Origin of the sequence: Mycoplana rhizolycopersici (genome assembly GCF_013378445.1) — a bacterium.
GTDB lineage: Bacteria > Pseudomonadota > Alphaproteobacteria > Rhizobiales > Rhizobiaceae > Mycoplana > Mycoplana rhizolycopersici.
The window spans coordinates 30,400-42,460 of sequence record NZ_JABXYK010000003.1; the positions used below are offsets into that span (position 1 = coordinate 30,400).

Consider the following 12,061-nt stretch of genomic DNA (forward strand, 5'->3'; position numbering starts at 1 on the left):
GGCGCTAACTCAGAGATAGGGCGAGCCCAGCCAGGTGATCCGCTCGATGAGCCGCCGCGAGAAGGGGCGTGCCCGCAGTGCCTGCAGGTTCACCTCCTTTGCTGTCCTCAGCGCCTTGCCGATGCGGGCTTCGATCTCGGCTGCGAAGAAGGTGTCGAACACCTCGATATCGATCTCGAAGTTCAGGCGTAGCGAGCGCGGATCGAGATTGGAGGATCCGACATAGGACCAGACGCCGTCGATCACCGTCAGCTTGGAATGGTTGAAGGCGCCGCTCGCGCGCCAGATCTTGCAACCTGCTTTCAGCAACTGGTCGAATTGTGCCGTCATGGCAAGATCGACCAGTTTGAGATTGTTCGTCCCGGGTACGACGATGTCGATGTCCACGCCGCGGCGCGCCGCCGTCGCAAGCGCGCTGATCAGGTCTCGCTCGGGCAGGAAATAGGGCGACATGATCCGGATACGGCTCTTGGCAACCGAGATCGCCCCCATCAGCATGCGTTGGTTGGCTTCGAGGCTGCTGTCAGGCCCGGAAGAAACGGCGCGCGCGAACAGCGCAGCATTAGGTTCCGTCTTCGGCCGCGCCAGTTGCCATGCCTCGCCATCGAGCGCATCGCCGCCGGAAAACCGCCAGTCCTCGTAGGCAACGTGGAAAATATCGCCGACGATCGGTCCTTCCGCGCGGAAATGCGTGTCCTTGGCTTCGTCCTTGCCGGCAAATTCGCTGGTGAACGCGGCGCGTATGTTGAGCCCGCCGGTGAAGGCGACGGCGCCGTCGACGATCAGGATCTTTCTGTGCGTCCTGAGATTGGCGTAGGGCAGTCGCAGCCCCATGACGATATTGCCGTTGAAGACGCGGGCGGAAACGCCGCCCTGTTTGAGCGTCTGCATGATGCTGGGCGTCGAATAGCGGGCACCGACGGCGTCGATCAGCACATGCACCTTCACCCCGCGTGCCACCGCTGCCGAAAGGGCGGAGGCAAACCGCAATCCCATGCCGTCGCGGTCGAAGATATAGGTTTCGAGCAGGATGCTGCGCCGGGCACCGTTGATCGCATCGAGCATCGCCGCATAGGCAATGTCGCCGGTTTCCAGCACTGCGATGCGGTTTCCGGAGGTCAGCGCGAAGCGGCTGACATTGTCGCCCAGGTGCTTCATCGCCGAAAGCGCGCCGCCGTAGCGGCTGTAGACGGTCTCTCCCGACACGTCGTGATGAACGGTGTGGTGACCCTTCCTGGTGATTGCGCCGGCTCGCTGCAGCGTCAGCGTCTTGCGCCGGATCCGGTTGATGCCGACGACGTAATAGATGACGGCGCCGAGGATCGGCGACAGCAGGATGACGCCGACCCAGCCGATCGCCGCGCGCACCTCTTCCTTGGTCATCGTCGCATGAATGGCAGCCGGTGTGCCGAGCACGATCGAAAGCACGACCAGGACATGCGGCCAGTAGTCGGAGATCGTCTGCAGCATTCCGTTCCGCCGGTCACCATCTGAAGGTTGAACGCTATCCTCCCTCCACCTTAGCGCATCGGTGGAGAAAATCAGTATCGATTTTCGGAAGGGATTGCGCGCAGATTCAACGTCTTATCACGTCGACCTGCGCACGGGGCTCAGTCTTCCAGCGTTCCAGGCGCGCGATCGGCGCGGGTGCGCTCGCGACACGCGATCTTCATCAGGTCGTCGCCGCGGCGCACGAACCGGTCGGAGGTCCGCGTCGCGATCAGGCCGGCCTGGGCGGCCCGAATTTCGATCGAGCCATCCGCAAATCCCGGCCGCGTCACGAGCGTTGCCAGCAGGTCGCCCGCCTCGATCGTGTCTCCGATATCGCGGTGGAACAGCACGGTGCCGGGCTCCATCGCCCGCACCATTTCGATATTGTCGAGCGGGACGACCGGTCCGGCAAATTCCTGTGCGGGCCGCTGCGGCCCGCCTTCCGGCGTGGCGATCACCCCGCGCGCGACGAGAAAGTCGAAGAGCCCATCGGCGTCCTGTCCGGCGGTCTGCGGATAGACGTCGCGCCGCCCGCGCAGCTCGACGGTAACCGCCAGCCTGCCGGGCACGGGGGCCTGCTTTTCGCCGTTCTGGCGCTTGAAGGCGTAGCCGACCGCTTCCTCGAAGGCGGTGCTTTCGCCGTCCGACAGGAACACCGCCTCCATCGAAAGCGCATTCGCAAGATCTGCCGCCTCCGGCCAGAAGGCCTCGTCGATGTACGCGTACTGAATGGATTCGTCGTCGCAATGCAGGTCGAGCACCAGTTCGGCGCCGAGCGCCATATGCAGCAACGTCCGCTTCAGCCGGTTCACCGCCGTCTGCTGCTCGAACTCCTTCAGGAGCCCGTCCCGCTCCGAAAGGGGGACGAGCGGAAAATCGCGATTGAAATTGGTGCGCGAGGCCAGGTCGAAGCGCCCCTGCATTTCGCCGAAATGCGCCTGTGCTGCGCCGATCGGATTGGCCTGCGGCACGATGGTGATGTCGCCCAGAATGCCACCCGCCGCTTCCGCCTCGCGCAGCCGCGCGCAAAGGAAATGGATGAGAGCGGTGCCCGGCAGCTCGTTCGAATGCAGCGCCGCCTGGATGTAGACCTTCGGCGCACTGGCATCGCTGCCGTTGAAACGCAGCACGGGAAGCCGCCATTCGAGGCCGGGCGTGTCGCCGGCAAGCGTGATCTGGGTAACGTCCACGATGTCTCCTCGCAAAGCTTTTGCCGCGGTTATGGGGATTGATTGCAACCGGTGCAAGTCCGCACGCATTTTTTGAACGGCCGGAATCGGGTTGAACTGGCGTCGTCAAAGGACGATCCTATGGCAACGAAAAGCGGAGCTTGGTCATGTCGGGCGCTTGCAGCTACCTGATCTTCGAAACGGCAGGCGGTCCTTGCGGTATCGCCTGGAGCCGCACCGGCGTCTTGCGCTTCCAGCTGCCGGCCGACGATCCGGAGACGACGCGCCGTCTGCTGCTGCGCCGGTTGCCGGCCGCCGAGCCGGCGGATTCGCCGCCTGCCATTGCCGAGGCCGCTGCGGCGGTCCGTCGCTATTTCGCCGGCGAAGCGACCGATTTCTCCGGCGTCCCGCTTGACCTTTCCGGCCAGAGCCCGTTCTTCACGGCGATCTACGATGCCGCCCGGCGGGTCGCTTGGGGGCAAACGACGACCTATGGCGCCCTTGCCCGCGAACTCGGCGCCGGCCCTGAAGCCGCGCGCGACGTCGGCCAGGCCATGGCCAAAAACCCCGTCGCGCTCATCATTCCCTGTCACCGGGTGCTTGCCGCCGGCGGCAAGGTCGGCGGCTTTTCGGCGCCGGGTGGCGCCGGCTCAAAGCTCAGGATGCTGGCACTGGAGGGTGTCTCCTTTGCCCCGCCGGAACCGGCACAGCAGTCGTTCGGGTTCTAGCCGGGCCGTTTCGCTCCGGCCAGCCTGTCCGGTTGCGGGAGCACAGAACCGGAAGGAACCCGCCATCATCGACCATTGGTCTTACCTCCGCGCCGCTGGAAAGCCGTGGCGCTTGGCCGCCCAAACCACGACCAGCGTTGAGGCCAGCAGCACCAGCAGTGCGGGCGAGAACGCGGAGACGCCGAAGAGACCCAACAGAACGCCGCCGATGATACCGCCGCCCGCAATCGCCATGTTCCACGCCGTGACCAACATCGACTGTGCCACATCGGCCGCCTCTCCAGCCGTCTTTGCGATGGCTGTCTGGAACAGTGTCGCAGCGCCTCCGAAGGCCAAGCCCCAAGCGGCTGTTGCTGCATATATGACGCTGGGTATTTCGCCTGTCACTCCAAAGGCCAAGGCTGACAGGCCGAACAAGACGGTACTGGATAGCGTCAGCGCACGCAGATGACGATCAATCAGCACGCCGATGATCCAGATACCCAGCAGAGACGTGACGCCGAACACCAGCAGCACCAGATCCGTGCGTTCGGCCATGCCTGCCACCGTCAGGAACGGAGCGATGTAGGTATAGAGGATGTTATGAGCCAGCACGAAGGCCAGCACCGCAAACAGCACCGGGCGCACACCGGCCACGGTAAACACATGCCCCAGCGAAAGCCTCTTGCCCGCTGCCTGTCCAGCGAAGTCCGGCACCTTGAGGCGCACCCACACCAAGAGCACCAGCGCCAGCCCGCTCATGATGCCGAAGCACATCCGCCAGCCCACAAGGTTGCCGAGGAAAGTGCCAGCAGGTACGCCAAGCGACAGGGCCAATGGCGTGCCCACCATCGCAATGGCAATGGCTCGGCCCTTCTGATGCTCGGGCACCATGCGCGCGGCATAGCCCGCCAGCAGTGCCCAAAGCAGCCCGGCCGACACACCTGCCAGGAAACGCGCCACCATCGTCACAACATAGCTGCCGGAAAACGTCGTGACAGTATTGGCGACGGCGAAACCCGCGATGGCGGCCAGCAGCAACGGGCGGCGACGCACGCCCTGCGTGGCGGCGGTCAGCGGAATTGCCGCCACCAGCGAGCCGATGGCATAGATCGTGACGAGTTGCCCGGCCAGCGCCTCGGAGATCTCCAGACCGGCGCTGATCTGCGGCAGCAGGCCCGCTGGCAGGGCTTCGGTCAGGATCGTGACAAAGCCTGCCATTGCCAGTGCCAGCAGCGATGCCATGGGAAGGCGTGCGGCCTGTGCGCCGCTATCGAGGGTCGTTGTTGTCGAAATTGCCATGAAACTGCCTTTTCGGGTGCCGACGGCGTGCGCAACTGGCACTGAACCGGCACGAATTGAAGTAGGCCGTCATATTGAGGTGTTCCCAATGCAAGACAATAATGCCAATGTTCAAAACATATCGGACAAATTTTCTTAAATAGCGGCACCATGGAATCTCTCAATGGCATCTCGTTCTTCGTGCAGGCGGCGGAGACCCGCAGCTTTTCCAAGGCGGGGCGCATCCTCGGCGTATCCTCGTCGGCTGTGGGCAAAAGCGTGTGTCGGTTGGAAGAACGCTTGGGCGTGCGGCTGTTTCACCGCAGCACGCGCAGCATCACGCTGACCGCCGAGGGCGCGCTGTTCCTTGAACGCTGCCGGCGCATCCTGTGCGAAGTCGAAGCAGCCGAGTTGGAACTCTCCGAGACGCAGCACGCGCCACGGGGACGGCTGCGCATCAGCCTGCCCCTGGTCGGGATGCTGGTCGTGCCCGCGATCACTGCCTTCATGCGTCGCTATCCGGCCATCGAGTTGGACGTGGATTTCTCGGATCGTTTGGTGGACGTGATCGAGGAAGGCTTCGACGTGGTGATGCGTACCGGCCAACCGACCGACTCGCGCCTCATGTCTCGCCCGGTGGGCACCTACCAGCTGATACTGGTAGCGTCGCCGGTCTACCTGGCGAGGCACGGAACGCCCGAGGTTCCCGTTGATCTAGGGCACCACGCCTGCTTGCAGCACAAGTTTCCCTCTACCGGCAAACTAGAGCCGTGGCCGTTGAAGGGCACTGAAGGCGCGCCGGAACCGACGCTGCCGATATCTATGGTGTGTAACACATCTGCTGCCTTGATGGACGTGGCAGCGGCGGGCCTGGGCATCGCGTGCCTGCCAGACTTCATGGTGCAGCAGGCCATCGAACGAGGCCAACTGGTTTCGGTACTGGACGCGCATGTCGAGCACCAGGGAACCTTCTGGCTGCTTTGGCCGTCGAGCAAGCATCTGGCGCCGAAACTGCGCGTTTTCATCGACTTCATGGTCGAGGCGCTCTTTGCAAATGAGACGATGGGATATGGCAAGGCCCGGGGGCCAACAGACATGTCCTGAGGCAGACGAACTCTATGGAGCCGTCGATCAAAGTGTTTCGGTGAAATCGATGTCAGACGCTGCTCCGCCGTTCATATCGATGTCGGTCGAAGGGGGGCTCCGCCCCAACAGTTCAGCATGGTCCCGGAGAGACGGTATATCTTGCAGGTCGAAGCGAAACTCCCGCGGCCCGTTGCCGGTTGTCTTTCGAAAAGCCCGGGCAAAATTGGCCGGGGAGGAATATCCCAATTCGGCTGATACGCGCGTGACGGAATCGTTCGTGTGCCGAAGCAATTCGCTGGCGCGCTGGACCCTTGCTGCATTCGTCAAGCTGCGAAAGTCGGTGCCGGCCCGATTCAGCTCACGTTGTAATGTCCGGACACTCGTGTCCATCGATTGCGCAGCACTGTCAATCGACACGCTGCCGGTGAGAACCTGGGCACGGATCTGTTCCACGATCACGTTGAGCAGATCTCTTGGGGCACCGCCCTGTCGGTCCCGCGCAACATCCTCGATGGTGATAGTCGGCCATGACGCACGCCTCGGCGTGGCGGACAGATGATGACGTTCCGTGACAATGGTCACTGCGGGCGCATTGAAAAGGACAGGGCACTGGAAGACATCTTCGAAAAGGCCCCCCTGACGAGGTCTGTCGATGTCGAGCTCGATGCGTAGCGGTCGCCAGTCGCGAGGCAAGTAACCCCTGAAGAGGCTCAGAAGGACACCCGCTGCCGCGCACGCGGTGTTGCCCCACCCGTCACGGCCGGCGAGCGCAAAGACGTAGCTGTATCGGACCTCGTCGCCAATGATCGCGACCGACATCTTGTCGCCCGTACTGTGAAATCGAAGAGCGGAGATGGCGCGCTCGATGGCTTGCCCGAGGGTGCCGGCGCCAAACACGTAGCGTCCGTAGCTACCGTAGTTGGCGACGTCCATCATCGGGGCAATCAGAACCCCAAAGTTGGCCTCGCCGGCAGCCCGTGCGGCCGCTTCGACAAAGCCGATCACCGCCGTGTGCGGGATGAAGCAGTTCTCGCTCTCGATAAGTTCGAGATCGAAGCCCACGGCGTGATTGGCCTGCAGCAGCGCCTTTTGGCTGATTTCACGACGTATGAAGGCTGGCATGCCATGCAGTATGCGGTTGGAGATGACCGGAATCTCAGCCATGTACGCTCCAGAAATAATGAACCGTGGCGCAAAATGAGTGGTTTCCAACTACGAATAGTATTTAGTGCAGTAAAGCGTGGCTGTCGCGCAAGAAAAGAAACCTGCTTGCGGCGGAAATTCTGCTGTGTCAACCGGGGGGAAGGCCATGACAACCAGACGGAACTTGGTGCTGGCAGTCACAGCCGTTGCGGCGACAGCGGTGCCGCTCAGACAGCGGCTGGCGCGAGCAGCCGGAGACGTGGCTGACTTCTTGTTCGTCCAGACCGCAGGCGCGATGACCTTAGACAAGGCGGCGAGCAGACTTACGCGCGAAGGCATCGGTGCCACGACACTGTAACCGACTTCAAGACGACCCAGGAGGAGTAAGGCGAATGTTGACGAAGCGAGATCTACTTCGCTCAGCCGCGGTGATCGCCGCTGGCGCCGCGATTGCGAAGCCAAGCCTCCTGTCGGCGCAGAGCTACCCGGGCATCGTAGAGGCCAAAGACATCGCCGAGGAGGGTTTCATCTACGGTTTGCCGCTCGTGATGAATTATGCCGTCATGTACGAGTTCGCCGTCGACCCGAAGTCCAGCCAATTCAAGGCGCCATTTAACAAGATCGAAAACCTCAACCACGTGGCGACCTACGAAGACACAGCGGTAGTCACGCCGAACAGCGACACGCCATACTCGATATTGTGGCTGGATCTGCGTGCCGAGCCGATGGTGATCTCCGTACCGGAGGTGGCAGAAGACCGTTACTATTCCGTGCAGTTGATTGACGGAAACACCTACAACTTTGGCTATATTGGCAGTCGCGCTACAGGCAACAAGGCGGGCTCCTATCTCGTCGTCGGGCCCGGTTGGAAAGGTGAGAAGCCTTCCGGCGTCAAGCGGATCTTTTCCTCGACCACCCCGTTCGTGTTCGCCAACTTCAGGACGCAGCTCATCAATGCCGAGGATATGCCGAACGTGGAGAAGGTGCAGGCCGGCTACAACGTGCAGCCGCTGTCGGCATTCCTGAAACAGCTGGCACCGCCCGCTCCCTCAAAGATCGACTTCCTGCCGGCCACAACGCAGGGCATCAAGGATAATTTCTTCGACTATCTGGATGCCGCACTGGAATTCGTGCCGCCAACGGAAGAGGACGCGGCCATTCGCGCCAAGCTTGCACGCATTGGTGTGGGTCCGGGAAAAGCATTCGATTTCAAAGACCTTCCAGTCGCTCACAAGCTGGAAATCGGCCTTGGCATGAAGGATGGCGACGACAAGGTCACAAAGTTCGCCGCGACCGGAACCAGAAACATCAACGGCTGGAGTGTCGGTTCTTTCTTTGGTGACCGCGCCTTTTACCGTGGAGACTGGCTGAAGCGTGCGGCCGCTGCCAAGGCCGGTCTCTACGGAAACGATTCCGTGGAGGCCATGTATCCGTTCACCCGAACGAATGCGAAGGGCGAGACACTCGACGCCAGCAAGCACAACTACACGATTACCTTTCCCGCAGGACAACTCCCGCCGGTGAATTCCTTCTGGTCGGTGACAATGTATGACGGCAAGAGCCAGCTCCTGATCAAGAACCCGATCAATCGCTATCTCATCAACTCGCCGATGTTGCCGAGCATGAAGAAGAACGAGGATGGTTCGCTCACCCTCTATATCCAGAAGGACAGCCCCGGCACAGGTAGGGAGGCAAACTGGCTGCCTGCGCCAAATGACACGATCTATCTCGTCATGCGACTGTACTGGCCGAAGAGCGAGGCGCCTTCGATACTGCCGGCTGGCGAAGGCAGTTGGCAGCCGCCGGCGGTGGTGGCGGCGAATTAGCGTTTTGCGCTGACCGCCTTGGGGGCTCGTCGCGATTGACGAGGTGCACATCCACGGTCCTACGCGGACCTTCGAGCGGCGACAGCCAGGCCCACGGAAGCAGGGAGAAGACGATCAATGAAGCAGATCCACAGCAGGCTCCGCCGACTGGTAACAGGCCTCGCGGCATCGACTTTCCTCGTCGGCACGATTGGAGCAAGCGCCCAAACAACGACCCCACCCGCATCGATCCTGACGCCGGACAAAGTCGAGACGCGTATCGGTACGCTCGACTTCAAGGACGGCATGCCGAGCAAGGAGACGATTGAAAAGATTTATGACAATCTGGATTTCACGCACGCCTTCCAGGCGTTCGTGAATACTTTCCAGGGTGTCAGCATAGCGGCCTTTCACAAGGGGTTTCAGAGCGTCGGGGTGAAGGACAATGAAGTCCTCATCTTTTCCGACCTGATGGATGCCAGTTCGTTGTTCCTGACAGCCAACGCGGACACGATCTATACCCTGGGAATGCTCGATCTCTCCAAGGGGCCCATGGTACTAGAGTTGGGCCCGAAGATGTTGGGCGCTATCGACGACCAGTGGTTCCGCTGGGTTATTGATTTGGGCGCACCGGGGCCTGATCGCGGTGAAGGCGGCAAGTATCTCATCCTGCCACCCGGTTACGAGGGCAACGTGCCCGCGGGCGGGTATTTTGTGGCCCGCGCCCGCACCAACTTCGTTATCTGGTTCGCTCGCGCATTCATGGAGAACAGCGACCCCAAGCCGGTCGTCGAACAGATCAAGAAAACACTTAAGGTCTATCCGTACAAGGCCGGCGGCTACGGCACGCCTGTTTCCGAATTCCTTGCCGGCAAGACCATGCTCGGACCGATCACCCCGCCGCCGCCGACCGTGTTCCACGAGGGCACGGGTGTGGTGATGAACACGATACCACCCAACGACTATTCCTACTACGAGTGGCTCAACGAGTTGGTGCAGCAGGAGCCCGCCACATCGCTGGACCCCGAGTTGATGGGCCCGATTGCCGCCATTGGCATCGTCAAAGGCAAACCCTTCACGCCCGATGCGCGGATGAAGAAGATTCTCACCGAGGCCGTCGCCTTGGCCAACGCTACCTCCCGAACCCTGTTTATGGCTCCTCGCGCTGAGGACTGGTACTATTATCCTGGCTCGGGCTGGGTGAACCAGCTGTTTGTCAGCGGCTATGAGTTCGAGACACCGATCCCGGAAATTACGCCGGAGGGCGCTAAACCCTACCCACCCACCGGGTACCGCTTGCTGGACTCGCGAACCGCCTTTTTCTACGGCGTCACCGGCATCACGCCCGGGATGGCCATGCGCGTGCCCGGCATCGGCTCGCAGTACCTGTGGACTTTGGTCGATGCTGACAAGCAACCCTTCGACGGCGCCAAGACCTACAAGGTGACGCTGCCAAAGGATATTCCGTATTCGAACTTCTGGTCCTTCATTGCCTACGACAACCAGACGCGCTCGATGCTCGATACGCCCCAGCGCTATCCGCGCGCAGGCAGTCAAAGCTATCCGTCTCCGGCCGCGGAAGCAGCAGCCGACGGCACGACGACAGTCTGGTTCTCGCCGGAGCAGCCTGAAGGCGTCGCTCGGGGTAACTGGATCCAGACTATGCCCGGCAAAGGGTTTATTCCGTGCCTGCGACTTTACGGCCCGCTCGAGCCATTTTTCACGAAGGAGTGGAGGCCAAGCGAGGTCGCGCTGGTGAAGTGACGGAACATGAGGGTTGGACCACGACGAATGGGCCTGAATTATTCCCACTCGATCGTGCCCGGCGGCTTGCTGGTCACGTCGTAGACGACGCGGTTGATGCCGCGGACTTCGTTGATGATACGGGTCGCCGCGCGGCCGAGGAAGTTCATGTCGTAGTGGTAGAAGTCGGCGGTCATGCCGTCGACGGAGGTGACGGCGCGCAGCGCGCAGACGAATTCGTAGGTGCGCCCGTCGCCCATGACGCCAACGGTCTGGACAGGCAGCAGCACGGCGAACGCCTGCCAGATCTTGTCGTAGAGGCCGGCCTTGCGGATCTCGTCGAGATAGATGGCGTCGGCTTCGCGGAGAATCTCCAGCTTGTCGCGGGTAATGCCGCCCGGGCAGCGGATGGCAAGGCCCGGACCCGGGAACGGGTGGCGGCCGATGAAGCTCTCCGGCAGGCCGAGTTCGCGGCCAAGCACGCGCACTTCGTCCTTGAACAGCTCGCGCAGCGGCTCGACGAGCTGCATGTTCATGCGCTCGGGCAGGCCGCCGACATTGTGGTGCGACTTGATGGTCACCGAAGGGCCGCCGGTGAAGGAGACGCTCTCGATGACGTCGGGATAGAGCGTACCCTGGGCTAGGAATTCCGCGCCGCCGAGCTTCTTGGCCTCGTCTTCGAACACTTCGATGAACAGGCGGCCGATGATTTTGCGCTTGGTTTCCGGGTCGGAAACGCCCTCCAGCTCACCGACGAAGCGATCGACCGCGTCGACGTGGATCAGGTGCAGGTTGTAGTGCTCGCGGAACATGGCGACGACATCGGCCGCCTCGTTCTTGCGCATCAGGCCGTGGTCGACGAGGATGCAGGTCAGTTGCTCGCCGACGGCCTCATGGATCAGGAGTGCCGCGACGGAGCTGTCGACGCCGCCCGAAAGCGCGCAGATGACGCGCTTGTCGCCGACCTGCTCGCGGATGGCTTCCACGGCGCGGGCGCGATAGGCGGACATCGACCAGTCGCCCTTGATGCCGGCGATCTTGTGCACGAAGTTGGACAGGAGCTTGGCGCCGTCAGGCGTGTGCACCACTTCCGGGTGGAACATCGTGGTGTAGTAGCGCTTCGCCTCGTTGACGCAGATCGCGAAGGGGGCGTTCTCGGAGGTGCCGATGATCTCGAAGCCTTCGGGCGCCACGGTGACGCGGTCGCCATGGCTCATCCAGACCGGATACTTCTTACCGACTTCCCAGAAGCCTTCGAACAGCGGGCTGTCCTTCAGGATCTCGACGTCGGCGCGGCCGAATTCGCGGGCGTGGCCGCCCTCGACCTTGCCGCCCAGCTGGGTCGCCAGCGTCTGCTGGCCGTAGCAGATGGCGAGGATCGGCAGGCCGGAATCGAAAGCCACCTGCGGCGCGCGCGGGCTGCCCTGGTCCAGAACCGATGCCGGACCGCCGGAGAAGATGATCGCCTTCGGCTTCATCCGGTGGAAGGCCTCTTCGGCCGACTGAAACGGGATGATCTCGCAATAGACGCCTGCTTCGCGCACGCGCCGGCCGATGAGCTGCGTCACCTGGCTGCCGAAATCGATGATGAGAACGCTGTCGGGATGAGCTGTCTGGGTCATGGCGAGCCTTTAAT

The 12,061-nt window shown here is 62.1% G+C and carries 9 protein-coding genes; 4 read left to right on the forward strand and 5 right to left on the reverse strand.

Going from position 1 to position 12,061, the window contains the following annotated elements; translation table 11 throughout:
• Positions 1–9: 9 nt before the first annotated feature.
• Positions 10–1,470, reverse strand: coding sequence for a phospholipase D-like domain-containing protein (locus tag HV823_RS05390; RefSeq protein ID WP_176948733.1), 1,461 nt, complete (start codon positions 1,468–1,470; stop codon positions 10–12).
• A 140-nt stretch (positions 1,471–1,610) separates the two neighbouring features.
• Positions 1,611–2,681, reverse strand: coding sequence for a M14 family metallopeptidase (locus HV823_RS05395; RefSeq protein WP_176948734.1), 1,071 nt, complete (start codon positions 2,679–2,681; stop codon positions 1,611–1,613).
• Between the two features lie 146 nt (positions 2,682–2,827).
• On the opposite strand from HV823_RS05395, the gene HV823_RS05400 reads away from it, so the two are divergent.
• The gene (locus HV823_RS05400; RefSeq protein ID WP_176948735.1) at positions 2,828–3,388 is read left to right on the forward strand and encodes a methylated-DNA--[protein]-cysteine S-methyltransferase; all 561 of its coding nucleotides are present in this window, start codon (positions 2,828–2,830) and stop codon (positions 3,386–3,388) included.
• An 81-nt stretch (positions 3,389–3,469) separates the two neighbouring features.
• On the opposite strand, the gene HV823_RS05405 is transcribed toward HV823_RS05400, so the two are convergent.
• A complete protein-coding gene (locus HV823_RS05405) occupies positions 3,470–4,669 on the reverse strand; it encodes an MFS transporter (protein WP_176948736.1) in 1,200 nt (399 codons plus the stop codon).
• Between the two features lie 150 nt (positions 4,670–4,819).
• Here HV823_RS05405 and HV823_RS05410 point away from each other — a divergent pair, with 150 nt between their 5' ends.
• Positions 4,820–5,752 (forward strand): LysR family transcriptional regulator, encoded by a 933-nt coding sequence (locus tag HV823_RS05410; protein WP_176948737.1) that lies wholly within the window; start codon positions 4,820–4,822, stop codon positions 5,750–5,752.
• 27 nt (positions 5,753–5,779) lie between these two features.
• Here the strand turns inward: HV823_RS05410 and HV823_RS05415 are convergent, their stop codons facing one another.
• A complete protein-coding gene (locus HV823_RS05415; protein WP_176948738.1) occupies positions 5,780–6,898 on the reverse strand; it encodes a helix-turn-helix transcriptional regulator in 1,119 nt (372 codons plus the stop codon).
• Between the two features lie 371 nt (positions 6,899–7,269).
• On the opposite strand from HV823_RS05415, the gene HV823_RS05420 reads away from it, so the two are divergent.
• Positions 7,270–8,703: a DUF1254 domain-containing protein gene (locus HV823_RS05420; RefSeq protein ID WP_176948739.1), complete on the forward strand. Its 1,434-nt coding sequence runs from the start codon at positions 7,270–7,272 to the stop codon at positions 8,701–8,703.
• Between the two features lie 117 nt (positions 8,704–8,820).
• Entirely contained in the window at positions 8,821–10,446 is a 1,626-nt protein-coding gene (locus tag HV823_RS05425; protein WP_176948740.1) for a DUF1254 domain-containing protein, read from the forward strand.
• A 38-nt stretch (positions 10,447–10,484) separates the two neighbouring features.
• Here the strand turns inward: HV823_RS05425 and guaA are convergent, their stop codons facing one another.
• Positions 10,485–12,047: a glutamine-hydrolyzing GMP synthase gene (gene guaA / locus HV823_RS05430; RefSeq protein WP_097141518.1), complete on the reverse strand. Its 1,563-nt coding sequence runs from the start codon at positions 12,045–12,047 to the stop codon at positions 10,485–10,487.
• Between the last annotated feature and the right edge of the window lie 14 nt (positions 12,048–12,061).